Genomic DNA, 25,660 nt, shown 5'->3' on the forward strand with positions numbered 1-25,660 from the left:
TGCAAGTTACAAGCTGCAAGAGGCCTGCTCTTCCCTTGTCGCTTGAGGCTTGAAGCTTGCAGCTGAGAAAACGGAGCTCTCCACATGCAACGATCTTTTCGTCCCGGTTTCTACCTCGCGGTGCTGGCCACCGCGCTGGCTGTGGTGGTGGTGCTGCTGGGCGCCTACACCCGGTTGACCCATGCCGGCCTCGGTTGCCCCGATTGGCCGGGGTGCTATGGCTTTATCAGCGTGCCCAAGACCGAAGCCCAGCTGGCCCACGCCGAGGTGCATTTCCCCGAGGCGCCGGTGGAGGCCGACAAGGGCTGGAACGAGATGATCCACCGCTACTTCGCCGGCACCCTGGGCCTGGCCATCCTCGGCCTTGCCGTGCATGCCCTGGTGCGGCGCGGGCGTGATGGGCAGCCGCACAAGTTGCCGCTGCTGCTGCTCGGCGTGGTCATCGCCCAGGCCGCCTTCGGCATGTGGACGGTGACCCTCAAGCTCTGGCCCCAGGTGGTCACCGCGCACTTGCTCGGCGGCTTCACCACCCTGGCGCTGCTGTTCCTCCTCAGCCTGCGCCTGTCCGGCGCCTTCGCCCCGTTGCAGCTGCCCGCGCGGCTGCGCTACCTGGCGACCCTCGGGTTGCTGCTGGTGATCGGGCAGGTCGCCCTCGGCGGCTGGGTCAGCTCCAACTACGCGGCGGTGGCCTGTGTCGACCTGCCCACCTGCCACGGCCAGTGGTGGCCGGAGATGGACTTCGCCAACGGCTTCCACCTCAGCCAGCACATCGGCCCCAACTACCTGGGCGGGCAGCTGGACAGCGACGCCCGCACCGCCATCCACATGACCCACCGCCTCGGCGCCCTGGTGGTGACCCTCACCCTGCTGGTGCTCGCCTGGCGCCTGCGTGCCGCCGGCCTCGGCCGCCTCGCTGTGCTGGTGCTCGGCGCCCTGGCGCTGCAGGTGGGGCTGGGCATCAGCAACGTGATCTTCCACCTGCCGCTGCCCGTGGCAGTGGCCCACAACGGCGGCGGTGCGCTGCTGCTGTTGACCCTGGTGCTGGTGAATTACCGCGTGCGTGCGCCGGCCCTGGCCGCCGCCCCCGCGACCACGGCTCTCCGGCTGCACGCCGGCAAGCCTGCCTGAACACAAGAAGAAGGAGAGACGCCATGGCCACTCTGCTCAGCGAACGCGAGGCCCGGGTCCACGCCAGCTGGCGCGATTACCTGGAACTGACCAAGCCCAAGGTGCTGGTGCTGATGCTCATCACCTCCCTGGTGGGGATGTTCCTCGCCACCCGCGCGGGCGTGTCCTGGGAGGTGCTGATCTTCGGCAACCTCGGCATCGCCCTGTGCGCCGGGTCGGCGGCGGCGGTGAACCACGTGGTGGACCGGCGCATCGACTCGATCATGGCGCGCACCCTCAAGCGCCCGGTGGTCAACGGCCGCGTCTCGCCGGTCGCCGCACTGGTGTTCGCCCTGCTCCTGGCGGTGGCCGGGCAGGTGATGCTGCTGCACTTCACCAACGAGCTCACCGCCTGGCTGACCCTCGCCTCGCTGCTGGGTTACGCGGTGATCTACACCGGCTTTCTCAAGCGCGCCACGCCGCAGAACATCGTCATCGGCGGCCTCGCCGGCGCCGCCCCGCCGATGCTCGGCTGGGTCGCGGTCACCGGGCACCTGTCCGCCGAGCCGCTGCTGCTGGTGCTGATCATCTTCGCCTGGACCCCGCCGCACTTCTGGGCCCTGGCCATCCACCGCAAGGAGGAATACGCCAAGGCCGACATCCCCATGCTGCCGGTGACCCACGGCGAGCACTACACCAAGGTGCACATCCTGCTCTACACCCTGGTGATGTTCGCCGTGAGCCTGCTGCCCTACGCCATCCACATGAGCGGCCTGCTCTACCTGGTCTGCGCCATCGGCCTGGGCGGGCGCTTCCTGCAATGGGCCTGGGTGCTCTACCGCGACAGCCGACCGCACGCCGCGATCAAGACCTTCAAGTACTCTATCGCCTACCTGTTCCTGCTGTTCATCGCCCTGCTGGTGGACCACTACCTGCTGCTGAACATCTGACTCCAAAGGCTGTTACACCGCGGACCGTGCCATCGGCACGCTTCGCGGTTAGTCTTGCCGCCACCGAAATCCCCGAGTGAAGACCGCCCATGACCCGTGTGCAGAAAACCGTATTCGTCCTCATCGCCCTGGTGGCGCTGGTGCTCGGCCTGACCGTGCACAAGGTGCTCAACAACCAGCGCCAGGCCGACCCGACCCAACTGCTCGACGCCGGCATCGTGCTGCTGCCGCAGAGCCGCACCCTGCCGTCCATCAGCCTCACCGACCAGGACGGCAAGCCGGTGGCGGTCAACGAACTCAAGGACAAATGGAGCCTGCTGTTCTTCGGCTACACCTTCTGCCCGGACATCTGCCCCACCACCCTGGCGCAGATGCGCGAGCTCAAGGGCCTGCTGCCGGAGGCGGCGCGCAACAACCTGCGCGTGGTGCTGGTCAGCGTCGACCCCAACCGCGACACCCCGCAGCAGCTCAAGCAGTACCTGGGCTACTTCGACCCGGCCTTCGTCGGCTACACCGGCGAACTGGCCGCGATCCAGAAGCTGGCCAACGCCGTGAGCATTCCCTTCATCCCGGCTGACACCAGCAAGGAAAACTACACCGTCGACCACAGCGGCAACCTGGTGGTGATCGGCCCGGACGGCACCCAGCGCGGCTTCATCCGTGCGCCGCTGAACAACCAGAAGCTCAAGGACCAGTTGCCCACCCTGCTGGCACCGGCCAGCTGAGAAGTTTCTTTCTCAATTGCAACCGATTCTCAATAAAAATAAGATGGCGCTCCCTCACCCTCCGCCTGTCAGGGAGCGCGCTTGTCGGAGCCCGATCTCAAGAGCCTTTTCATCAAGCATGCGAAGGCCCTGCAAAGCCTGTTGACGCGCAAGGTGCGCGACCCGCAGCTGGCCGCCGACCTGGTCCAGGAGAGCTTCCTGCGCCTGGCCGAACAGCGCGGCAAGGAACGCATCGACAACAGCCCCGCGTACCTCTACCGCACCGCCCACAACCTGATGATCGATCACGCCCGGCAGCAGTCGCGGCGCAAGACCGAGTCGGTGCCCCACGAGGCGCTGGAGGAAATAGTCGAAGAACGCCCCGGCCTCGACGAAGAAGCCGCCGAGGCCCAGCACATGCACCGGCTGCGCGAGGCGGTGGCGGAACTGCCGCCGCGCACCCGTGAAATCTTCCGCCTCAACCGCCTCGAAGGCCTGACCCACGCCGAGGTCGCCCGGCAGCTGGATATCTCCGACAGCTCAGTGCAGAAGCACCTGTCCAAGGCCCTGGCGCATGTCATGCAGCGCCTGCAAACCGGCGCTTCGAGCGAAAGATGACAAATGGTTTACCGAATATCGGCCCCTCAGACGTCAGCATTCCTATAACGAGAACTCGAGAGACCGCCGTGATCAGCCACGACCTGCGCGAGCAGGACATCCGCGAGCAAGCCGCCGACTGGGCCATCCGCCTCAGCGCCGGGGCCCTGGACGCCGAACAGGCGCAGGCCCTGGCCCGCTGGCAGGCCGAAGACCCGCGCCATGGGCCGGCGCTGCAGTTCGCCCAGCGCACCTGGGCGGACCTCGCGCGCCTGGGCGAGATGCCCGCGCCCGCGTATGCGCCCGCCGGCCAGGCGCTGCCCCGGGCACGGCCGCAGCAGCCGGCCCGCCGGCGTCCGCGCCTGCGCTGGGCGGCCAGTGCTGCCGCCGTGTTGCTGCTGGCCGGGCTCGGCGTCGAGCAGGGCAAGCAACTGCTGCTGCCCCTGCTCGCCGACCATGCCACCGCCAAGGGCGAGATACGCCAGGTGCAGTTGCCGGACGGCAGCCGTGTGGAGTTGGATACCCGCAGCGCCATCGACCTGGCCTTCAGCGATACCGAACGCCGGGTGCGCCTGCTCGGCGGCGACGCCTACTTCACCGTGGCGCCCCTGGGGCCCAACGAATCGCGGCCCTTCGTGGTCGAGAGCGCCGGGGGCACGACGCGCGCCCTCGGCACCCAGTTCCTGGTCAGCCAGGACGACGAGCAAGGCGCCTGGGTCGGGGTCACCGAGCACAGTGTCGCCGTCGCCCTGGAGCGCGCGCCCGATCGGGGCCCCCGCGAGCAGGTGCTCCGGGAGGGCCAGAGCGCCCGCTATGACGCCCGTGGCGGTATCCAGCCCCTGGCCGCCCGCGACCTGCAACGGGCCACCAGCTGGCGCCGTGGCGTGCTGGTGTTCGAGCGCGTGCCCCTGGAGCAGGTCGCCGAGCAGCTCAACCGTTATCGCCCCGGCCGCGTGCTGATCACCGACTCGGCCCTGGCCCGTCGCGAGGTCAGCGGCGTGTTCCGCCTCGACATCCTCGACGAGGCCCTGGACACCCTCACCCACGAACTCAAGGTCAGCCGTCTCGACCTGCCCGGCGTCACCTTCCTCTACTGACCTGGAAGCCCGCTCCGCGCGGCTTCCAGCGTTCCCCTGAAAAAAATCGCAAAAAAACCTTACTGAGTTTTCCCGACTGGTTCGTCTTGGTGATGAGAGTGATTTTCATTCACCAAACAATAAACACAGCCATAAGGAAAACCGATGAACGCATACAAGGGGCCGGGCCAGCGATTCCGTCGTGCGCTGCTCGCCTTGGGGGAAGCTGGATGCTGGCCTGCGCTGGGGAGCTGCAGGCCGTCGAATCCGCTCCGGCGACGGCGCAGGCGCAACAGGCACTGGTCGCCTTCGACATTCCGGTGCAGCCGCTGAGCAGCGCGGTGCTGACCTTCGCCGAACAGTCCGGCGTGCAGGTGATCTTCGACGCCGCCCTGCTGGAAGGGCTGCAGGGCAACGCGGTGCGTGGCCGCCTGGAAATCCGCGAAGGCCTGCAGGCGCTGCTGCGCGGCCACCCGGTGAGCTACAGCTTCAGCTCGCCGCGCCAGGTCAGCCTGACCCGCACCTACGCCGATGCCGGCAGTGTGATGCAACTGGGCGCCACCCATGTGCAGAGCCAGGCCGACGCCAACGACTGGATGTACCGCACGCCGCGTTCGGTGGCGGTGATCGGCCGCGAGCAGATCGACCGCAACCCGCCGCGCCACGCCGCCGACATGCTCGAGGAAACCTCCGGCGTGTACAGCATCGTCAGCCAGCAGGACCCGGGCCTGTCGGTGAACATCCGTGGGCTGCAGGACTTCGGCCGGGTCAACATGTCGATCGACGGCGCCCGCCAGAACTTCCAGCAGAGCGGCCACCAGCAGCGCAACGGCGAGGTGCTGGTGGACACCGAACTGCTGACCCAGGTGGACATCGAGAAGGGCCCGACCTCGGGCATGGGCGGCGCCGGGGTGATCGGCGGCATCGCCAACTTCCGCACCCTCAACGTCGAGGACGTGCTGCTGCCCGGCCATGACTACGGCGCGCGCCTGCGCGGTACCACCGGCCTGGGCGGCTACGACAACGGCACGAACTTCATCGGCAGCGCCGCCTTCGCCCTCGACGAAGACCTGTGGAGCCTGCTGATGGCCCACAGCGAAAAGCACCTGGGCGAGTACGAGCCGGGCCAGCGCGGCAAGTCCGGCGCCGAGAACCAGCTGGGCCTCGACGCCCAGCCGGGCAAGCCGACCTTCGTCAAGTTCACCAACCAGATGCAGCGCTCCGACCTGTTCAAGCTCGGCCTCAAGCTGGCGCCGGACCAGACGCTGGGCTTCAGCTACCTGGAAAGCCGCGTCAGCTACGACAACGCCAGCATGGCCAACGCCCTGAGCACCGATACCTGGCGCAAGACCGGCGAGGACAGGCTGACCAACAAGCTCTACAGCCTCGACTACAGCTACACCCCGGACAACCCGCTGATCGACCTGCAGGCCAAGCTCTACTACGGCACCACCCGTAACGAGCAAGACGTCTACAAGGGCAACCCGCCCGCCAACTACCCCACCGACTACTGCGACGTGCCGCGCTCGACCGCGACCTGGGAGCGCAACTGCGCACCGGCGTATTCGATCACCCACCGCACCGACACCTGGGGTGCGCAATTGCAGAACACCTCGACCTTCGAGCTGGATGAGCGCTCGGTGGTCACCGCCAACTACGGCATGGAATATTTCGAGGACAAGACCAAGCCCGAAGCCGGCCTGGCCACCCCTCGAGTCGCCACCGACCCGATCGGCGACACCCTGGGCGTGACCCCCAAGGGCACCCGGGAAATGGCCAGCCTGTTCACCGGCCTGGGCTATCGCTACGACGACTGGCTGCAGATCAACGGCGGCCTGCGTTATGACCGTTACCACCTGGAAGGCGACACCCGCCTGACCGCCTACCGCGACTTCAACGGCCGCACCCAGTCGCCCCAGTACAGCGTGGACGAAGAGCGCGGCCACCTCTCGCCGACCTTCTCCATCGCAGTGAACCCGGGCCTCGACTGGCTGCAGCTGTTCGCCAACTACGGCAAGGGCTGGCGCCCGCCGGCCATCACCGAAACCCTGATGCACGGCACCCACATCGGTGACGCCGCCTCGAAGATGTACCCCAACCCCTTCCTCGAGCCCGAGGAATCCCGGACCTGGGAAGCCGGCATCAACCTGTTCAAGGAAGGGCTGTTCATCCCTGGGGACAAGCTCACCGGCAAGGTCGCCTACTTCGACACCAAGGTCGACGACTACATGTTCATGAGCCTGGAGGTGGGCCTGCCCAATACGGCGGTCACCAACCTGGGCACCTCGGCCTTCGTCAACAGCCTCAACCCGGCGCGCTTCAAGGGCGTGGAGTACGAGCTCGAATACGACGCCGAGCGCTGGTACACCGGCCTCACCTACACCCACATGATCGGCAGGAACGAGCTCTGCTACAAAGTCTGGTACATCGGCCCCTCCGCCGTCGCCACCGGCCAGGCCTGGCGCGACAACATGGTCACTTGCGGCTTCATGATGGGCAGCGCCGAACACATGCCCATGGACCGCGGCAGCTGGCACGGCGGCCTGCGCTTCTTCGACAAGAAACTGGATATGGGCCTGCGCGCCCGCTACAGCGAAGGCTTCTTCGAGACCTATGCCGAGCGCCGCGCCGCCGGTGAAGAAGACGTCTACCCGCTGATCTGGAAGAGCTACGTGGTCTGGGACTTCTACAGCGCCTACCGCGTCAGCGACAACCTGACCCTGCGCCTCTCCGTGGAGAACCTGAGTGATCGTGCCTACGTGGTGCCGATGGGCGATGCCCTGGCCGCCACCATGGGCCGTGGACGCACGGCGCAGGGCACCGTGGAAATCCGCTTCTGATCCTGATGCACGCCCCCGTGGCAGGCATCGACGAGCACGCCTCTCGGCCCTGAGCCGGCAGGCAGGCCCCGAGGCACCGGACGGCGCCGAGGGAAACCCCAAACGATGGAGACTCACCTGTGACTATCGCAATCAACTACGGAACCGCTACCAATGGCCGCACCTACTTCGCCGACTGGCGCGCGGACTTCATCAGCGGCAACCACCCGGACAACACCGGCGGTTTCTACCCGGGCTCGCTGAGCGGTACCCAGTACGCCCTGTCCAGCGGCGTTGAAGGCCACACCGCAGGCTTCATCGCCGGCGGCTCGCTGAACTACACCCTGTTCTCACCGCCGGCCCACACCCTGTACGGCCAACTGGACAGCCTGGGCTTCGGTAACCAGATCGTGAACAACGCCGGCTACAGCTTCAACAACGGCCCGGAACTGTCCATCACCGGCCTCAACCTGACCGGCACCCAGACCGCCAACAACATCGTGCACAAGGTCGTCTACGGCCTGATGCAGGGCACCACCACCGAGCTGGAGGCCGTGCTCAACGCCAACAACCTGTCGATCAACGGCAGCTCTGGCGCGGACACCGTCACCGGCTACAACGGCAACGACACCCTCACCGGTGGCGCGGGTGTGGATAACTTCTTCTTCGGCGTGAACGGCGCGGCCACCAGCTTCGGCAACGACACCGTCACCGACTACGCCAGCGGCGAGAAGATCCAGATCTCCAACTCGCTGTTCGCCAACTACAGCGCCTTCACCGCCGCCGGCGGCACCGTGGGCAGCGTGGGCGGCAACACCGTCATCGACACCAACGGTCACGGCACCATCACCCTCGCCGGTGTGACCAGCTTCAACACCGCCGACCTGCAATTCGTCGCCTGACGAAAGCAAAAAGCGGATGAAAGATCGCTCTTCCATCCGCTCCGTTACCACGTCGTCACAGCCCTCGCTTGCAGGCCGGCTGTGACGGCGCCGAATTCTGAAAGGCGCCCGGGGCACGTCAATGCCCGCCGGGCGCGTGTCGCAGGAGCTAGTCGGTCATGGCCACACAACAGCAGGGCCCGCGCAACGAGATCCTCACCGCGCTGGGGCTGTTCCGGTCGAGTTTTCGCAGCGTCGGCATCTTCACCGCCGTCATCAACCTGCTGATGCTCGCCCCGGCGCTCTACATGCTGCAGGTCTACGACCGGGTGCTGGCTTCCGGCAACACCATGACCCTGGCCATGCTCACGCTGATGGTGCTCGGCCTGTTCGCCTTCATGGGGCTGCTGGAATACGTGCGCAGCTTCGTGGTCATCCGCATCGGCGCACGCCTCGACATGCAGCTCAACGAGCGGGTCTACAGCGCGGCCTTCGAGTCCAGCCTGAAGAGTGGCGACCAGGCCGCCGCCCAGGCGCTGAACGACCTCACCACCCTGCGCCAGTTCGTCACCGGGCCCTCATTGTTCGCCTTCTTCGACGCGCCCTGGTTCCCCGTCTACCTGGGGGTGATCTTCCTCTTCGACCCCTGGCTCGGGCTGTTCGCCCTGGTCGGCTCGCTGATCCTGGTGCTGTTGGCCTGGCTCAACGAGCGGGTGTCCGCCGAGCCGCTGGCTGCCGCCAGCCGCCTGTCGATCCGCTCCTCCCAGCAGGCCGGCAGCAGCCTGCGCAATGCCGAGGTGATCGAAGCCATGGGCATGCTCGCGGCCCTGCGCAGCCGCTGGTTCGCCGGCCATGGCGAGTTCCTCCGCCAGCAGAACCTGGCCAGCGAGCGCACGGCGATGATCGGCGCGCTGTCGAAGATCGCCCGCATCGCCCTGCAATCCCTGGTGCTCGGCCTTGGCGCCTGGCTGGCGGTGATCGGCCTGGTGACGCCGGGAATGATGATCGCCGGCTCCATCCTCATGGGTCGGGTGCTGGCACCGCTGGACCAACTGATCGGCGCCTGGAAGCAATGGAGCGCCGCGCGCCTGGCCTACCAGCGCCTGGTGGCGCTGCTCCAGGCCCACCCGCGCCGGCCCCAGGCGATGCCGCTGCCGGTGCCCGAGGGCAACCTGAGCGTGGAGCAGCTCAGCGCCGCCGCGCCGGGCAGCCGTGTTCCCGCCCTGCTCAACCTGGGCTTCGCCCTGCCGGCCGGGGAAACCCTCGGCGTGCTCGGCCCATCGGGTTCCGGCAAATCCAGCCTGGCGCGGTTGCTGGTGGGCGTCTGGGCGCCCCAGGCGGGCAAGGTGCGCCTGGATGGCGCCGACCTGCAGCAATGGGACAAGGCCGCCCTCGGCCCGCACCTGGGCTACCTGCCCCAGGACGTACAGCTGTTCGCCGGCAGCATCGCCGAGAACATCGCGCGCTTCGCCGAAGTGGACGCGGAGAAGGTGGTGGCCGCCGCGCGCCTGGCCGGCGTGCATGAGCTGGTGCTGCGCATGCCCCAGGGCTACGACACGCCGCTGGGCGACGGCGGCAACGGTCTCTCCGGTGGGCAGAAGCAGCGCATCGGCCTGGCCCGGGCGCTCTATGGCCTGCCGGCGCTGATCGTGCTCGACGAGCCCGACGCCAACCTCGACGAAGCCGGCGAGCAGGCGCTGCTGGCGGCCATCGCCGAGCTGCGCCGCCTGCGCCGTACCCTGGTGATGGTCACCCACAAGCCCTCGCTGCTGGCCGGTGCCGACAAGCTGCTGGTGCTGCGGGGCGGGCAGATGCAGGCCTTCGGCCCGGCGGCGCGGGTCTGGCAGGACCTGCAAGGACGGCCCGCCACCCCGGCGGCCGCGCCCCTGCGCGCGGCCCCGAGCCTGAGCGTGAGCTACGCCAGCGGCCCTGCCGCCCCGGTGCAATCATGAGCCTGCATGCAGTGGAAAAGGCCCCGGAGCCGACCTTGGCACCGGTGCTGCCCCTGGACGAGCGCCGCTTCACCCGCCTCGGCTGGTGGCTGGTGCTGCTGGGCTTCGGCGGCTTCATGGCCTGGGCCGCGCTGGCGCCCCTGGACAAGGGCGTGCCGGTCTCCGGCAGCGTGGTGGTCGCCGACAGCCGCAAGGCCGTGCAGCACCCCGGTGGCGGTGTGGTGGAGCGCATCCTGGTGCGCGATGGCGACACGGTGCAGGCCGGCCAGGTGCTGGTGCAGGTCAACGCCACCCAGGCGCGGGCGCAGCGGGAATCCCTGCATGCCCAGTACCTCGGGACACGCGCCGCCGAGGCGCGGCTGACCGCCGAACGCGACGGGCTGGCAACCATCACCTTCGCCGACGACCTGCTGGCCAGCGAGAGCGAACCCCGCGTCGCCGCCAGCCTGGCCCTGCAACGCCAGCTGCTCGGCAGCCGGCGCCAGGCGCTGCGCATGGAACTCTCGGCCATCGACGAAAGCATCGCCGGCACCCAGGCCATCCTCCAGGGCCTGCGCGCCTCGATGGCGAGCAAGGAAGCCCAGCGCGACACCCTGGAAGAACAGCTGCGCGGCCTGCGCGACCTGGCCCGTGACGGCTACATCGCCCGTAACCGCCTACTGGAGAACGAGCGCCTGCTGGCGCAGATCAACGGCACCCTTTCCGAGGACCTGGGCAATATCGGCCGCCTGCAGCGCCAGGTGGCCGAGCTGCGCCTGAACGCCGGCCAGCGCCGCGAGGAATACCAGAAGGAAGTGCGCGGCCAGCTCGCCGAGGAGCAGGTGCGCGCCGAGGACCTGGCCAACCGCCTGCGCGGCGCCGAGTTCGAACTGGCCAACACCCAGGTGCGCGCGCCCAGCGGCGGCGTGGTGGTGGGTCTCAGCGTGTTCACCGAAGGCGGGGTGATCAGCCCCGGGCAGAAGCTGATGGAGATCGTCCCCCAGGACGCGCCGCTGCTGGTGGACGCCCAGGTGCCGGTGGACCTGGTGGACACCCTGCAACCCGGCCTGCCGGTGGAGCTGATGTTCGTCGCCTTCAACCAGAGCCTGACGCCACGGGTGGAAGGCCGGGTGACGCTGGTTTCCGCCGACCGCCTGCAGGACGAGAAGACCGGCATCCCCTATTACCGCATGCGCGTGCAGGTGAGCGACGAGGGCATGCACAAGCTGGCCGGCGTGCAGATCCGTCCCGGCATGCCGGTGGAAGCCTTCGTGCGCACCGGCGAGCGCTCGCTGCTCAACTACCTGTTCAAGCCGCTGACCGACCGCGCCCACGTCGCGCTGGCGGAGGAATGAGCCCGATGCGCCTGCTGTTCGCCCTCATCCTGCTGTTGCCCGTGTTCCCCGCCAGCGCCCTGGAGCTGCGCGACGCCTATGCCCTGGCGTTGCGCAACGACCCGACCTTCCACGCCGCCCTCGCCGAGCGCGACGCCGGCCAGGAGGAGCGCATCATTGGTCGCGCGGCGCTGCTGCCCAAGCTCTCCTACAGCTACAACAACGGCCGCAACGACTCGAAGGTGACCCAGTCCACCGTGATCGGCGACATCACCAACGAGCGGGACTACCGCAGCTACTCCTCCACCTTCACCCTGCAGCAGCCACTGTTCGACTACGCCGCCTGGGCCGAGTACCGCCAGGGCGAGGCCAAGGCGCTGCTGGCCGACGAGCGCCTGCGCAGCCGCAGCCAGGAGCTGGCGGTGCGCTTGTTCAACGTCTACAGCGAGGCGCTGTTCGCCAGCGAGCAGATCGACCTCGCCCAGGCTCAGCGCCGCGCCTATGCCGAGCAGCTGCAGCTCAACCAGCGCCTGTTCGAGGCCGGCGAAGGCACCCGCACCGACCTGCTGGAAACCCGCGCCCGCTACGACCTGGCCCAGGCCCAGGAGATCGAGGCTGTGGATAACCTCGATGCGGCCCTGCGCGAGCTGCAGGCCATCGTCGGCGAGCCCCTGGACATCCAGGACCTGACGCCCCTGGCGGACGGCTTCCACATCCAGCCGCTGCAGCCGGCGCGCTTCGAGACCTGGCGCGACCTGGCCCTGGCCAGCAACCCCGAGCTGGCCTCCCAGCGCCACGCGCTGGACGCCGCCAGCTACACGGTGGAGCGCAACCGCGCCGGCCACCTGCCCACCCTCAGCGCCTACGCCAGCACCAGCAAGACCAGCTCCAGCTCGGAGAGCACCTACAACCAGAAGTACGACACCGACAGCATCGGCATCCAGATCAGCCTGCCGCTGTTCGCCGGCGGCGCAGTCTCCGCTTCCACCCGCCAGGCCGCCGCCGAGATGGAGCGCGCCAGCCATGCCCTGGATGCGCAGACCGCCGAGACCCTCAACCAGCTGCGCAAGCAGTTCAACCTCTGCGTCAGCAGCGGTGCCAAGGTGCGTGCCTATGAGCTGGCGGTGGAATCGGCCAGCACCTTGATCGAGGCCACCAGGCGCAGCGTGACGGGTGGCGAACGGGTCAACCTCGATGTGCTCAATGCCGAGCAGCAGCTCTACAGCGCCCGCCGCGACCTGGCCCAGGCCCGCTACGGCTACCTGCGCGCCTGGTTGCAGCTGAAGTACCACGCCGGCCTGCTGGAGGCGGGTGACCTGGATGTGCTGGCCGGGTATTTCCAGGCCCGGGGCTGACCCCGGGCATCGATCTATCCCGGCAGGTGGCCCGGGCTGCAGCCCGGGGAAAACCGTTCGGAATATTTTTTACTGAGTTTCATTCGCTGAAACGTCATCCAGTGCAAAGCCCGGCCGATCGACCGGGCAGGCCAACCCGAATCGAGACATCGTCATGACCGCTTCCCAGTCGCAACTCTCCCATCCCCTGCGTTCCCAGCGCCTCAACCAGCTCACCCACGAGCCCCACAGCCGCCTGGACGCCCTGGTGAAGAGCCACGACCCCTTCGGCAACCGCGAGAACTTCGCGCGCTTCGTCGCCGCCCAGTACCTGTTCCAGTACGACCTGGCCGCGCTCTATGCCGACGCCGAGCTGGGCCTGACCTTCGACAACCTCGCCGCCCGCGCCCGCCACGAGCAGGCGCGCCTCGACCTGGCCGACCTGGGCCATGCCGTGCCCGAGGGCGACGAGAGCGTGCGTGGCGCCAAGCACCCGCTGGGTGCCGCCCTGGGCTGGCTGTTCGTGTCCGAGGGCTCCAAGCTCGGCGCCGCCTTCCTCTACAAGCGCGCCGAGGCGCTGCAGCTGTCCGACAGCTTCGGCGCCCGTCACCTGGGTGACCCGGAGGGCGGTCGCGCCCAGGGCTGGAAGAGCTTCGTCGCCACCCTCGACGGCATCGAGCTGGACGCCGAGCAGGAGCGCCACGCAGAGGCCGCCGCCATCGCCGCGTTCAACCGCTTCGCCGATCATCTGGAACGCTGCTTTGCCTGAGGCCGTTGCGCGGGGGCCGTTGCGCTGGTTGTGGCAGGCCCTCGCCTACCTGTTCATCGGCCTGGCGCTGCTGGGCGTGGTGCTGCCGGGGCTGCCCACCACCGAGTTCGTGCTGCTGGCGGCCTGGGCGGCGGCCAAGGGTTCGCCGCGCCTCAGCGCCTGGCTGGAGAGCCACCGCCTGCTCGGCCCCTCGCTGCGCAACTGGCGCAACGGCGGGGTCATCACCCGCCGCACCAAGGTCGTCGCCAGTACCAGCATGTGCCTGGGCCTGACCCTGATGGCCTGCACCGTGCCGCACCTGCCGTCGGTGATCATGGCCGGCATCGGCATGGCCATCGGCGCCGCGTGGATCTGGTCGCGCCCGGAGCGGCTGCCGGACGCGGGCTGAAGACCCCTACCCTGGCGCCGTTTCGTAGGTCGGGTGAAACCCGACGACCGAGCACGGTGCACACGCGGGTTTCACCCGCCCTACGGTATTGATCGACGCCGTTCCGCGCCCACAAAAAAGCCCGCTCGATGAGCGGGCTTTTTCATGACCGGGAAGCGATCAGAACGCCGGAACCACGGCGCCCTTGTACTTCTCGAGGATGAACTGCTTCACCTCGGGGCTGTGCAGGGCCTTGGCCAGTTTCTGCATGTCGGCGCTGTCCTTGTTGTCCGGGCGGGACACCAGGATGTTCACGTAGGGCGAGTCGCTGCCTTCGATGGCCAGGGCGTCCTTGGTGGGGTTCAGCTTGGCTTCCAGGGCGTAGTTGGTGTTGATCAGGGCGAGGTCGACCTGGGTCAGCACGCGCGGCAGGGTGGCTGCTTCCAGCTCACGCACCTTGATGCCCTTGGGGTTCTCGGCGATGTCCTTGGGGGTGGCGGTGATGCTGGTGTTGTCCTTCAGCTTGATCACGCCGACCTTGTCCAGCAACAGCAGCGCACGGCCGCCGTTGGTGGCGTCGTTGGGGATGACCACCGCGGCGCCCTGGGGCAGCTCATCGAGCTTCTTGATCTTGGTGGAGTAGGCACCGAAGGGCTCGATGTGCACGCCGGCGACGCTCACCAGCTGGGTGCCCTTGGCCTTGTTGAACTCATCCAGGTACGGCTGGTGCTGGAAGAAGTTGGCGTCCAGGCGCTTCTCGGCGACCTGCACGTTGGGCTGCACGTAGTCGGTGAAGACCTTGATCTTCAGGTCCACGCCTTCCTTGGCCAGCTGCGGCTTGATGAATTCGAGGATTTCCGCGTGGGGCACCGGGGTGGCGGCCACGGTCAGGGTGTCGGCCTGGGCGGAGAGGGCGGCGAAGGCGGCAGCGGCCACCAGCAGTTTTTTCATGGAACGCTCCTTATGAGAATGCGAGGGCCGGGTCGGGGTGGACGCCGGCCATCCTTTCACTTGCGCGAGAAATGCACCACCAGCTTGTCGCCGATGGTTTGCAGGATCTGGACGAGCACCAGCAACAGCACCACGGTGACCACCATGACGTCGGTCTGGAAGCGCTGGTAACCGAAGCGGATGGCCAGGTCGCCCAGGCCGCCCGCACCCACCACGCCGGCCATCGCGGTGTAGGACACCAGGGTGATGGCGGTGACGGTGATGGCGGCGATGATGCCCGGGCGCGCTTCCGGCAGCAGGGCGTTGACCACGATCTGCCGGGTGGTGGCGCCCATGGACTGGGTGGCTTCGATGATGCCGCGGTCCACCTCGCGCAGGGCGGTTTCCACCAGGCGCGCGAAGAACGGCGTGGCGCCCACCACCAGCGGCGGGATGGCGCCGGCGACACCCAGGGAGGTGCCGGTGATGAACACCGTGAAGGGGATCATCACGATCAGCAGGATGATGAAGGGCAGCGAACGCAGCACGTTCACCACCAGCGATAGCAGGCTGTAGAGGGCGCGGTTCTCGAACAGCTGGCGCGGGCTGGTGAGGAACAGCAGCACGCCCAGGGGCAGGCCCAGCAGCACGGTGAACAGCAGGGAGCCGCCCAGCATCAGCAGGGTGTCCAGGCTGGCCAGCCAGATTTCGAACCAGTCGATGTTGGCGATGAGCTCGTTCATCAGCGCAGGACCTCCAGGTGCACGTCCGCTTCGCGGAAGCAGGTCAGCGCGGCCTCGATGTCGCCGCCGGTGAGGGCCAGGGTCAGCTGGCCGTAGGGGGTGTCCTTGATGCGGTCGATACGCCCTGCAAGGATGCTGTAGTCGACGCCGGTGCGGCGCGCGACCGTGCCCAGCAGCGGCGCATAGGTGGCCTCGCCGCGGAAGGTCAGGCGCAGGATGCGGCCCTGGACGTGGGCGAAGTCGTCACGCTGCTCGCCCTCGTCCACCTGCTCGTCCTCCTGGACGAAGCGCTGGGTGGTGGGGTGCTGCGGGTGGAGGAACACATCCGCCACCGGGCCCTGCTCGACGATGACGCCGGCATCCATCACCGCGACGCGGTCGCAGACGCGACGGATCACGTCCATCTCGTGGGTGATGAGGACGATGGTCAGGTTCAGCTCGCGGTTGATCTCCGCCAGCAGCTGCAGCACCTGGCCGGTGGTCTGCGGGTCGAGGGCGCTGGTGGCCTCGTCGCAGAGCAGGATCTTCGGCTGGGTGGCCAGGGCGCGGGCGATGCCGACGCGCTGCTTCTGGCCGCCGGAAAGCTGGGCGGGGTACTTCTTCGCGTGATCGCTGAGGCCGACGCGGGCCAGCAGCTCGGCGACGCGGGCGTCGATCTCGCTGCGCGACAGCTCGCCGGCCAGCTTCAGCGGCAGGGCGACGTTGTCGGCGACGGTCTTGGAAGACAGCAGGTTGAAGTGCTGGAAGATCATGCCGACGCGCTGGCGGAAGCGGCGCAGGCCTTCGGCGTCGAGTGCGGTGACGTCTTCGCCGGCGATGACGATGCGCCCGCCGCTGGGTTCTTCCAGGCGGTTGATCAGGCGCAGCAGGGTGCTCTTGCCGGCGCCGGAGTGGCCGATCAGGCCGAACACCTCGCCCTGCTCGACACGCAGGTCGGTGGGCTGCAAGGCCGGAATCTCGCGGCCTTCGACGCGATACGCCTTGTGGACGTCATGGAATTCGATCACGGGGGAAACCTTGTGGGTTCTCGGGGGCCGGATGGGGCCTAAAAAGCCGAGTAGTTTACCTGTTCGCACATAGGCGCCGAAAATCTTTGTCGGCCTATGGCTATAGCCAGTTGGAATAAGAACGGGAGTGGGCGCGTCTCGCCATCGTCACGCCATGGTGGGGGTGAACGCGGGTTCCACCCGCCCTACGGATCGGCGTTGCGTGACCTGGGGCGGGTGTAACCCGGTGCGTGCTGGCCGGGGCCTCAGCTCTTCGGGCTGAGCACCAGGTTCGGCACCTTGGCGGGGTCGACGCTGTGGTCCACGCGCAGCTTGTAGCTGGGGTCGAGCTTCTTCACCCGGGCGGAAAGCAGGGCCACGACCCAGGGGTACTGCTTGGCTTCGCGCACCTGCAGGCGCACGCCGCAGTCGAAGGCGACCACGTCGGCGGCGACGGCGTCCAACAGGCTGCGCAGGCGCTCGTTGTCGTCGTTGTCGAGCATCGGCAGGGCCACCTGGTTGGCCACGCGGCGTACGGGCTTGGCGGCTGCGGCCGGCTGGGCCACGGGTGCCGGGATGGCCACCAGCTTGGCGGCCTCGGCGGCCTGGCGCTCCAGGGCGAGGCGCTGCTGGCGGGCCTGCTCGGTACGGGCGGCGACTTCCTTGGCAGCGGCCTGCTCGGTGGCGGTGCGGGCCTGCTCGGCACGGTCCAGCTCGCTGGCGCGGGCCTGGGCGATGGCGCCGTCGAGGCCGGTGGTCAGCGCCGGGGCCTGGGGCATCAGGCTGCGGGCGTGGCTGAGGGCGGTGGTGGCGGTGTCCAGGTCGCCCTGCTGCAGCGCGGCCTGGCCTTTCTTCAGCCAGGCTTCGGTGAGCTGGCGCTGGTACTGCTCCAGGCGGGTGTCGCCGGCGGCGCGCTGCTGGAGGTCCTTGAGCTGGGTTTCGGCGTCGGCCAGTTGCCCGTTGTTCAGGCTCAGGTCCAGCTGACGGAAACTGGTGACCAGGTCGTCGGTGGGCAGGCTGGCCACCTGCGGTTTGCTCTGGCACGCGGCTAACAGCAGGGAAATCGCGATAACGGGAAGGTATCGGGTTGCGAACAGCATCATTCCTGCAAGTCTCGTGTTGCTCAAAAAACGCGCAATTCTACACTGCGCGACCGGGCAGGACAAAAGTCGGGGCCACTTTTTTGCCATCTGCGTGCTATCAGACCAGGCGGCCCGCGCGCCGTTCGCCGTTCGTCCTGTATTTCTGCGGCGGCTTCCCTACCATGGTGAACGACAACAATTACACGCTCTGGCGAGGTTCCGATGCAGCCTGACAACAGCCCCTACGACTACCTGATCGTCGGCGCCGGCCCCGCCGGTTGCCTGCTGGCCAACCGGCTTTCGGCCGACGGGCGGCATCGGGTCCTGCTGCTGGAAGCCGGGGGCCGAGATAACCACCCGTGGATCCACATCCCCGTCGGCTACCTCTATTGCATCGGCAACCCGCGCACCGACTGGTGCTACCGCACCGAGGCCGAGCCGGGCCTCAACGGTCGCGCCCTGGGCTACCCGCGCGGGCGGGTGCTGGGCGGCAGCTCGTCGATCAACGGGATGATCTACATGCGTGGCCAGGCGGCGGATTACGACCACTGGGCCGCCCTGGGCAACCCGGGCTGGGGCTGGAGCGACGTGCTGCCACTGTTCAAGCATTGCGAGGACCACCACGGCGGCGCCTCCGAGCACCACGGCGCCGGCGGCGAATGGCGGGTGGAGCGCCAGCGCCTGTCCTGGGACCTGCTGGACGCCTTCCGCGCGGCGGCGGGCGAGACCGGCATTGCTGCGGTGGAGGACTTCAACACCGGCGACAACGAAGGCTGCGGCTACTTCCAGGTCAACCAGCGCTCCGGGGTGCGCTGGAACGCCTCCAAGGCCTACCTGCGCCCCGCACGCCAGCGCCCCAACCTCACGGTGCTCACCGGCGTCGAGGCCGAGCGGGTGCTGCTGGAGGACGGCCGCGCCCGGGGCGTATTGGCCCGCTGGCAGGGCCAGGCCCGGGAATTCCGCGCCCGTGAGGTGATCCTCAGCGCCGGGGCCATCGGCTCGCCCACCCTGTTGCAGCGCTCGGGGATCGGCCCGCGCCCGCTGCTGGAAGGGCTGGGCATCGCCGTGCGCCACGAGCTGCCGGGCGTCGGCGGCAACCTGCAGGACCACCTGCAGCTGCGGCTGATCTTCAAGGTCAGCGGCGTGCCGACGCTCAACCAGATGGCCGGCAGCCTCTGGGGCAAGGCCGGCATGGGCCTGCGCTACCTGCTGAGCCGCAGCGGCCCGCTGGCCATGGCGCCAAGCCAGCTGGGCGCCTTCGCCCGCAGCGGCCCGGAGCAGGAGCGCGCCAACCTCGAATACCACGTGCAGCCGCTGTCCCTGGAGCGCTTCGGCGAGCCGCTGCACGCCTTCCCGGCCTTCACCGCTTCGGTGTGCAACCTGCGCCCGGCCAGCCGCGGGCGGGTGGATATCCGCGCCGCCGAGGCCAGTGCGGCGCCGCTGATCCAGCCGAACTACCTGAGCGAGGACGAGGACCTGCGCGTGGCCGCCGACGCCATCCGCCTGACCCGGCGCATCGCCGGCGCACCGGCCCTGGCGCGCTACCGGCCGGAGGAATACCTGCCGGGTGCGGCGCTGCAGAGCGAGGCGGAGTTGCGCCAGGCGGCCGGGGCCATCGGCACCACCATCTTTCACCCGGTGGGCACCTGCCGCATGGGCCAGGGCCGCGAGGCAGTGGTGGACGCGCGCCTGCGGGTGCACGGGGTGCCGGGGCTGCGGGTGGTGGACGCGTCGGTCATGCCGACCATCGTTTCCGGCAACACCTGCTCGCCGACCCTGATGATCGCCGAGAAGGCGGCACGGATGATCCTGGAAGACGCGGCCACGGGCGCTGCGAAGGCGGCCGTGGCGCAGGCGGTGAGCGGCTAAGTGCGCTTGGGCAGGGCGAAGCTGAGGAGGAACAGCGCCGCCGCCGAGACGACGATGGAGGGGCCGGCGGGGGTGTCCTTGAACCAGGACAGCGCCAGGCCGGCGCACACCGCCACCAGGCCCAGCAGGCTGGCGCCGGCGGCCATCTGCTCGGGGGTGCGCGCGTGGCGCTGGGCGGCGGCGGCGGGAATGATCAGCAGCGAGGTGATCAGCAGCACGCCGACGATCTTCATGGCCACGGCTATGACCACGGCGATCAGCAGCATCAGCGCCAGGCGGATGGCCGCTACCGGCAGGCCTTCGACCCGGGCCAGTTCCTCGTGCACGGTGATGGCCAGCAGCGGCCGCCACAGCGGGATGAGGATCAGCATCACCAGGGCGCTGCCGCCGAGGATCCAGGCCAGGTCGGTGGGGCTCACCGCCAGCAGGTCGCCGAACAGGTAGCCCATCAGGTCGATGCGCACTTCGCTCATGAAGCTCAGGGCCACCAGGCCCAGGGACAGGGTGCTGTGGGCGAGGATGCCCAGCAGGGTGTCCGAGGCCAGCGGCTGGCGCTGTTGCAGGGTCACCAGCAGCACGGCCAGCAGCACGCAACCGACGGTCACCGCCAGGGTCGGGCTGACATCCAGCATCAGGCCCAGGGCGACGCCCAGCAGCGCAGCGTGGGACAGGGTGTCGCCGAAGTAGGCCATGCGCCGCCAGACCACGAAGGAGCCGAGCGGGCCCGCCACCAGGGCCAGGGCGAGACCGGCGAGAAGCGCGTTGACGAGGAAATCAGCCATGGTTGCAGTCGGGGCCGTGCTTGTGGACGGGCGTGAAGCGGGTGCCCTCGGGGAAGGTGGGGGTGGCCACGACCTCGCCATGCAGGTCGTGGGCATGGTCGTGATGGTGGTGGTACACGGCGAGGCTCTTGGCGTCCTGGCCGAACAGCTCGACGAAGGCCGGGTCGAAGCTGACCTGCTCGGGGTGACCGGAGCAGCACACGTGGCGGTTCAGGCAGACCACCTGGTCGGTGGTGCTCATCACCAGGTGCAGGTCGTGGGAGACCATCAGCACGCCGCAGCCGAGGCGGTCGCGCAGGCGGGTGATGAGGCGGTAGAGCTCGGCCTGGCCGGCGACATCGACGCCCTGCACCGGCTCGTCGAGCACCAGCAGCTCGGGCTGGCGCAGCAGCGCCCGGGCCAGCAGGACCCGTTGCAGCTCGCCGCCGGACACGCTCTGCAGCGGGCTGTCGATGACGTGGGTGGCGCCCACTTCCTTGAGGGCGGCCAGGGCGGCGTCGCGGTCCACCCCCGGCACCAGGCGCAGGAAGCGCAGCACGGAAAGCGGCAGTGTCGCGTCCACCTGGAGCTTCTGCGGCATGTAGCCGATGCGCAGGCGCGGCTTGCGCCAGACGCTGCCGCGCTCGGGCTTGAGCAGGCCGAGCACGGTGCGCACCAGGGTGGTCTTGCCGGCACCGTTGGGGCCGATCAGGGTGACGATCTCGCCGGGCTTCAGGCTCAGGCCGACGTCCTGCAGCACCGCCTGGCCGGCGAAGCTGACGCCGACGCCGTCGAGGCGGATCAGCGCGTCGCTCATGCCGCCTCCCGGCAGGTGGCGCAGAGGCCGACGATCTCCACCGTCTGCCCTTCGACGCTGAAGCCCACGGCCTGGGCGCTGGCGACGATGGCGTTGCTGATGGTCGGCTGTTCGAGCTCGATGGCGGTCTGGCATTCGCGGCAGATGAGGAACTGGCCCTGGTGGGCGTCGCCCGGGTGGTTGCAACCGACGAAGGCGTTGAGCGAGGCGATGCGGTGCACCAGGCCGTTTTCCAGGAGGAAATCCAGCGCCCGATAAACGGTAGGCGGCGCGGCGCGGCGGCCGTCTTCCTCGGTGAGCACCCCGAGGATGTCGTAGGCGCCCAGCGGCTTGTGGCTGGCCCAGACCAGCTCCAGCACGCGCTTGCGCAGGGCGGTCAGGCGCAGGCCGTCGCGAGCGCAGAGCACCTCGGCTTCGGCCAGGGCATCACGGACGCAATGGGAATGGTCGTGGGGCAGGCAGGCCAGGGGGCTTTGGTCTTGATGGGCTTGAGCATGGGCGGCGACGTCCGGGCAAAGAGACGTTATTCTATTACGCTTTCGAGCCGGAGTCTGTTCCCGTGTCACGTCTGTTGCCTCTTCTTCTCCTCGCTTGCCTGGCCCTTCCGGCCCAGGCCGAAGTGCGCCTGCTGGCCAGCATCAAGCCGCTGCAACTGATCGCCGCCGCCGTGCAGGACGGTGTCGGCACGCCCGAGGTGCTGCTGCCCCCGGGTGCCTCGCCGCACCAGTACGCGCTGCGCCCATCCGACGTGCGGCGGGTGCGTGAAGTGGACCTGCTGTACTGGGTTGGCCCGGACCTGGAAGGCTTCCTCCCCCGCGTGCTGGAAGGCCGCAGCAAACCATCGGTGGCGGTGCAGTCCCTGCCCGGCATGACCCTGCGCCACTTCGAAGCCATCGGCCACGACGAGCATGAGCACGGGGCCGAGGATGAACACGAGCATGACCACGACCACCGCCCCGGCTCCCTCGACGCCCACCTCTGGCTGCTGCCGGCCAACGCCCGGGTGATCGCCGCGCGCATGGCCGCCGACCTGGCCGCCGCCGACCCGGCCAACGCCGCCCGCTACCAGGCCAACCTCAAGGCCTTCGACGAGCGCCTGGGCCAGCTCGACCAGCGCCTCAAGGCGCGCATGGCCGCCGTGTCGGGCAAGCCGTTCTTCGTCTTCCACGAGGCCTTCGATTACTTCGAGTCCGCCTACGGCCTGCGCCACACCGGGGTCTTCAGCGTCGCCGCCGAGGTGCAGCCCGGTGCCCGCCACGTTGCCGCCATGCGCGCGCGGCTGCAAAAAGCCGGCCCCAGCTGCGTGTTCAACGAGCCGCCGGTGCGTCCGCGCCTGGCCGAAACCCTGACCGCCGGCCTGCCGGTGCGCCTGGCCGAGCTGGACGCCCTGGGCATGCAGGCAACCCTGGATGCCGGTGGCTACGAGAAGCTGCTGGAGAACCTGGGCGACGGCCTGGCCGGTTGCCTGGAAGCGCTCTGAAGGTTCGGACGGAACGCCCGGCGAGGGGGCGTTCCAGCGACTAAGGTGTCATCGAGGATTTTGGCTCGGTGACACAAGATATTGATATGCGTCATCGATCTGGCACTACATGTTGATAGGGTGAGCCGCTTCCAAGGGTTCATCCAGACGACAGGAGGTTCCGGCGAATGGCGAAGACAGGCACCACGATCCAGGCGCGCGAGGGCATCGCCCTGCAGCCCGCTTCGGAAGATATCTGGGACAGCAAATACCGTCTCAAGCACAAGGACGGCACCGCGGTCGACACCTCCCTCGACCACACCTGGCAGCGGGTCGCCAAGGCCCTGGCCGAGGTGGAGGGCAAGGACGCCGAACACTGGTACGAACGCTTCCTCTGGGCGCTGCGCAACGGTGCTATCCCCGCCGGGCGGATCATCTCCAACGCCGGCGCCCTGGGCCACAAACCGGCCACCTCCACCATCAACTGCACCGTCTCCGGGATCATCCACGACTCCATGGACGACATCCTGGCCAAGGTCCACGAGGCCGGGCTGACCCTCAAGGCCGGCTGCGGCATCGGCTACGAATTCAGCACCCTGCGCCCGCGTGGCGCCTACGTCTCCGGCGCCGGCGCCCATACCAGCGGGCCGCTGTCGTTCATGGATATCTACGACAAGATGTGCTTCACCGTGAGCTCCGCCGGCGGCCGCCGGGGCGCGCAGATGGGCACCTTCGACGTCAGCCACCCGGACGTACGCGAGTTCATCCGGGTCAAGCGCGAGGACGGGCGCCTGCGCCAGTTCAACCTCAGTCTGCTGATCACCGACGGCTTCATGCAGGCGGTGGAGACCGACGACGACTGGCCCCTGGTATTCCCCGTGCACGCCAAGGAGCTGGGCGAGGTGGACCTGGGCGACCCCGAGCAGGTGGTCTGGCGCGAGTGGCCGGTGCACGAGGGCTACCAGGTGCGCGAGGACGGGCTGGTGGCCTGCCGCGTCTATGGCCGGCTCAAGGCGCGGCACCTGTGGGACATGATCATGGTCTCCACCTACGACTACGCCGAGCCGGGCTTCATCCTCATCGACCGGGTCAACGACCTGAACAACAACTGGTGGTGCGAGGCGATCCGCGCCACCAACCCCTGCGGCGAGCAGCCGTTGCCACCCTATGGCTCCTGCCTGCTGGGCTCGATCAATCTGACCCGCTTCGTCGAGGCGCCCTTCGGCGAGGATGCGCGCTTCGATTGGGACCGCTTCCGCGAGGTGGTGAAGGTCTTCACCCGCATGCTCGACAACGTGGTGGAGATCAACGGCCTGCCGCTTGCGCAGCAGCGCGAGGAGATCACCAGCAAGCGCCGCCATGGCATGGGCTTCCTTGGCCTGGGCTCGGCGCTGACCCTGCTGCGCCTGCGCTACGGCAGCCCTGAAGCCTGCGTGTTCACCGAGGAAGTGGCCCGCGAGATGGCCCTGGTGGGCTGGCAGCAGGCCCTGGAGCTGGCCCGGGAGAAAGGCCCGGCGCCGCTGCTGGCCCAGCGCTTCGCGGTGACCGCGGAGATGCTGCGCAAGCGCCCGGAGATGGCCGCGGACGGCCTCAAGGTGGGCGACGAGGTGCCCGGCAGCCTGCTGCATGCGCGCTATTCGCGCTACATGCAGCGCATCGCCGAGTACGCACCGGAGCTGGTGGAAGAGCTGGCCCGGGTCGGCGCACGCTTCACCCACCACAGCTCCATCGCGCCCACCGGCACCATCAGCCTGAGCCTGGCCAACAACGCCTCCAACGGCATCGAGCCGAGCTTCGCCCACGCCTATTCGCGCAACCTGATCCGCCCCGGACGCAAGACCAAGGAAAAGATCGAGGTGTGCAGCTACGAGCTGCTGGCCTACCGCACCCTGGTCAACGCCCACGCCGTGCCGGGCGCCGAGGCCGCGGCGCAGAAGCTGCCGGAGTACTTCGTTGCTGCCGACGACATCAGCCCGGCCGAGCACGTGGACATCCAGGCGGCCGCGCAGAAGTGGGTGGACTCCTCCATCTCCAAGACCGCCAACGTGCCCACCGACTACCCCTTCGAAGACTTCAAGGACATCTACCGCTATGCCTGGCGCCAGGGCCTCAAGGGCTGCACCACCTTCCGCTTCAACCCGGCGGCCTTCCAGGGCGTGTTGGTGAAGGACGCGGACCTGGAGAAGACCCGCTACCGCTTCGAACTCGAGGACGGCAGCGTGGTGGAGCTCAAGGGCAACGAGCAGGTGGAGTACGACGGCGAGCTGCACAGCGCCGCCAACCTCTTCGACGCCTTGAAAGAAGGCTATTACGGCAAGTACTGATTCGCGGAGGCAGTGATGAGCGTGAAGATCAGCCAGAAGATCAAGGGCTTCAAGGTGGTCGACGTCGAGGCCGAGCGCGTGCGCCTGGCCGCCGAGGAAGCCGCCGCCGTGGTGCAGATGGACGAGACCCTGCAGCGCCCGGAAACCCTGGTGGGTGCCACTTACAAGATCAAGTCGCCGCTGTTCGAGCATGCCTTGTACGTGACCATCAACGACGTGGTGCTCAACCCCGGCACGGCCTACGAGCAGCGCCGGCCTTTCGAGATATTCATCAACTCCAAGGGTATGGAGCACTTCCAGTGGATAGTCGCCCTCACCCGCATCATGTCGGCGGTGTTCCGCAAGGGCGGTGACTGCACCTTCCTGGTGGAGGAGCTCAAGGCGGTGTTCGACCCGCGTGGTGGCTATCTCAAGCGCGGCGGTATCTACATGCCCTCGTTGGTGGCGGAGATAGGCGCGGTGCTGGAGCGCCACCTGATCGCCATCGGCCTGATGGAAGGCCAGCAACTGGGCGAGGAGCAGAAGCTTTACCTCGCCGAAAAACGCGCCGCCTACGAAGCCAGCCTGGGCACCAGCACCGCCGAACCCGGCGAAGGCTTCCCGCCCGGCTCCCAGCTCTGCGGCAAGTGCAACACCCAGGCCGTGGTGCAGATGGACGGCTGCGCCACCTGTCTCAACTGCGGGCATTCCAAGTGTGGGTGAGCCGGGGTTTTCGCAACGCATGCGTTGCGCCGGCGAACGCCCGGCCAAGGATGGCCGGGCCGGGGTCGAACTGAGGCAGCGGAGCACCGACAGGGACGTCTACAGCGGGCTTTACCTT

Annotated in this window: 23 protein-coding genes; 16 read left to right on the forward strand and 7 right to left on the reverse strand. The window is 68.3% G+C overall.

What is annotated here, in order from left to right; translation table 11 throughout:
* Positions 1-84: 84 nt before the first annotated feature.
* The 12 genes from PSm6_RS10375 to PSm6_RS10430 all read left to right on the forward strand — a co-directional run bounded on the left by PSm6_RS10375 (position 85) and on the right by PSm6_RS10430 (position 13,890).
* On the forward strand, positions 85-1,128 hold the full coding sequence (locus PSm6_RS10375; protein WP_021219875.1) for a COX15/CtaA family protein: 1,044 nt from the start codon (positions 85-87) through the stop codon (positions 1,126-1,128).
* Between the two features lie 23 nt (positions 1,129-1,151).
* A complete protein-coding gene (gene cyoE, locus PSm6_RS10380; protein WP_043241920.1) occupies positions 1,152-2,057 on the forward strand; it encodes a heme o synthase in 906 nt (301 codons plus the stop codon).
* A gap of 89 nt (positions 2,058-2,146) precedes the next feature.
* Positions 2,147-2,782: an SCO family protein gene (locus PSm6_RS10385; RefSeq protein WP_021219873.1), complete on the forward strand. Its 636-nt coding sequence runs from the start codon at positions 2,147-2,149 to the stop codon at positions 2,780-2,782.
* Between the two features lie 81 nt (positions 2,783-2,863).
* Positions 2,864-3,379 carry an RNA polymerase sigma factor gene (locus PSm6_RS10390; RefSeq protein WP_021219872.1) on the forward strand — a complete coding sequence of 172 codons (516 nt, stop codon included), beginning with the start codon at positions 2,864-2,866 and terminating at the stop codon, positions 3,377-3,379.
* A gap of 68 nt (positions 3,380-3,447) precedes the next feature.
* A complete protein-coding gene (locus tag PSm6_RS10395; protein WP_021219871.1) occupies positions 3,448-4,455 on the forward strand; it encodes a FecR family protein in 1,008 nt (335 codons plus the stop codon).
* Positions 4,456-4,664: 209 nt separating this feature from the next.
* Entirely contained in the window at positions 4,665-7,274 is a 2,610-nt protein-coding gene (locus tag PSm6_RS10400) for a TonB-dependent receptor (RefSeq protein ID WP_265170186.1), read from the forward strand.
* 119 nt (positions 7,275-7,393) lie between these two features.
* Positions 7,394-8,155 (forward strand): heme acquisition protein HasA, encoded by a 762-nt coding sequence (locus PSm6_RS10405; RefSeq protein ID WP_021219869.1) that lies wholly within the window; start codon positions 7,394-7,396, stop codon positions 8,153-8,155.
* Positions 8,156-8,313: 158 nt separating this feature from the next.
* Entirely contained in the window at positions 8,314-10,086 is a 1,773-nt protein-coding gene (locus tag PSm6_RS10410) for a type I secretion system permease/ATPase (RefSeq protein ID WP_021219868.1), read from the forward strand.
* A complete protein-coding gene (locus PSm6_RS10415) occupies positions 10,083-11,420 on the forward strand; it encodes an HlyD family type I secretion periplasmic adaptor subunit (protein ID WP_265170187.1) in 1,338 nt (445 codons plus the stop codon). Before PSm6_RS10410 ends, PSm6_RS10415 begins: the two co-directional genes overlap by 4 nt.
* Positions 11,417-12,754, forward strand: a complete 1,338-nt coding sequence (locus PSm6_RS10420; RefSeq protein ID WP_371877073.1) for a TolC family outer membrane protein — start codon at positions 11,417-11,419, stop codon at positions 12,752-12,754. The genes PSm6_RS10415 and PSm6_RS10420 overlap by 4 nt, the downstream gene beginning before the upstream one ends.
* Before the next feature lie 154 nt (positions 12,755-12,908).
* Positions 12,909-13,502, forward strand: coding sequence for a biliverdin-producing heme oxygenase (locus tag PSm6_RS10425; protein ID WP_043243851.1), 594 nt, complete (start codon positions 12,909-12,911; stop codon positions 13,500-13,502).
* On the forward strand, positions 13,495-13,890 hold the full coding sequence (locus PSm6_RS10430; RefSeq protein WP_265170189.1) for a YbaN family protein: 396 nt from the start codon (positions 13,495-13,497) through the stop codon (positions 13,888-13,890). Before PSm6_RS10425 ends, PSm6_RS10430 begins: the two co-directional genes overlap by 8 nt.
* Positions 13,891-14,049: 159 nt before the next feature.
* Here PSm6_RS10430 and PSm6_RS10435 read toward each other — a convergent pair whose 3' ends face one another.
* The 4 genes from PSm6_RS10435 to PSm6_RS10450 all read right to left on the reverse strand — a co-directional run bounded on the left by PSm6_RS10435 (position 14,050) and on the right by PSm6_RS10450 (position 17,631).
* Positions 14,050-14,820: a MetQ/NlpA family ABC transporter substrate-binding protein gene (locus PSm6_RS10435; RefSeq protein ID WP_021219863.1), complete on the reverse strand. Its 771-nt coding sequence runs from the start codon at positions 14,818-14,820 to the stop codon at positions 14,050-14,052.
* 56 nt (positions 14,821-14,876) lie between these two features.
* Positions 14,877-15,542, reverse strand: coding sequence for a methionine ABC transporter permease (locus PSm6_RS10440; RefSeq protein ID WP_021219862.1), 666 nt, complete (start codon positions 15,540-15,542; stop codon positions 14,877-14,879).
* Positions 15,542-16,549 (reverse strand): methionine ABC transporter ATP-binding protein, encoded by a 1,008-nt coding sequence (locus tag PSm6_RS10445; RefSeq protein WP_021219861.1) that lies wholly within the window; start codon positions 16,547-16,549, stop codon positions 15,542-15,544. Before PSm6_RS10445 ends, PSm6_RS10440 begins: the two co-directional genes overlap by 1 nt.
* Positions 16,550-16,794: 245 nt before the next feature.
* Positions 16,795-17,631 (reverse strand): PA5502 family lipoprotein, encoded by an 837-nt coding sequence (locus tag PSm6_RS10450; RefSeq protein ID WP_043243849.1) that lies wholly within the window; start codon positions 17,629-17,631, stop codon positions 16,795-16,797.
* Between the two features lie 201 nt (positions 17,632-17,832).
* On the opposite strand from PSm6_RS10450, the gene PSm6_RS10455 reads away from it, so the two are divergent.
* A complete protein-coding gene (locus PSm6_RS10455; protein WP_021219859.1) occupies positions 17,833-19,479 on the forward strand; it encodes a GMC family oxidoreductase in 1,647 nt (548 codons plus the stop codon).
* Here PSm6_RS10455 and znuB read toward each other — a convergent pair.
* Genes znuB through PSm6_RS10470 form a run of 3 tightly spaced genes read right to left on the reverse strand, consistent with a single transcriptional unit; the run spans position 19,476 to position 21,584 of the window.
* Positions 19,476-20,261 carry a zinc ABC transporter permease subunit ZnuB gene (gene znuB, locus PSm6_RS10460; RefSeq protein ID WP_043243847.1) on the reverse strand — a complete coding sequence of 262 codons (786 nt, stop codon included), beginning with the start codon at positions 20,259-20,261 and terminating at the stop codon, positions 19,476-19,478. The genes PSm6_RS10455 and znuB overlap by 4 nt on opposite strands.
* Positions 20,254-21,057 carry a zinc ABC transporter ATP-binding protein ZnuC gene (gene znuC, locus PSm6_RS10465; RefSeq protein ID WP_021219857.1) on the reverse strand — a complete coding sequence of 268 codons (804 nt, stop codon included), beginning with the start codon at positions 21,055-21,057 and terminating at the stop codon, positions 20,254-20,256. The genes znuB and znuC overlap by 8 nt, the downstream gene beginning before the upstream one ends.
* Positions 21,054-21,584, reverse strand: a complete 531-nt coding sequence (locus tag PSm6_RS10470) for a Fur family transcriptional regulator (RefSeq protein WP_265170518.1) — start codon at positions 21,582-21,584, stop codon at positions 21,054-21,056. The genes znuC and PSm6_RS10470 overlap by 4 nt, the downstream gene beginning before the upstream one ends.
* 32 nt (positions 21,585-21,616) lie before the next feature.
* On the opposite strand from PSm6_RS10470, the gene PSm6_RS10475 reads away from it, so the two are divergent.
* The 3 genes from PSm6_RS10475 (at position 21,617) to PSm6_RS10485 (ending at position 25,542) form a co-directional block, all read left to right on the forward strand.
* Positions 21,617-22,537: a zinc ABC transporter substrate-binding protein gene (locus PSm6_RS10475; RefSeq protein WP_031287846.1), complete on the forward strand. Its 921-nt coding sequence runs from the start codon at positions 21,617-21,619 to the stop codon at positions 22,535-22,537.
* 167 nt (positions 22,538-22,704) lie between these two features.
* On the forward strand, positions 22,705-24,840 hold the full coding sequence (locus PSm6_RS10480) for an adenosylcobalamin-dependent ribonucleoside-diphosphate reductase (RefSeq protein ID WP_021219854.1): 2,136 nt from the start codon (positions 22,705-22,707) through the stop codon (positions 24,838-24,840).
* Between the two features lie 12 nt (positions 24,841-24,852).
* Positions 24,853-25,542, forward strand: a complete 690-nt coding sequence (locus PSm6_RS10485; protein ID WP_169708402.1) for a TSCPD domain-containing protein — start codon at positions 24,853-24,855, stop codon at positions 25,540-25,542.
* The last annotated feature ends 118 nt before the right edge of the window (positions 25,543-25,660 follow it).

It is taken from the genome of Pseudomonas solani, from assembly GCF_026072635.1.
Classification (GTDB): Bacteria; Pseudomonadota; Gammaproteobacteria; order Pseudomonadales; family Pseudomonadaceae; genus Metapseudomonas; species Metapseudomonas solani.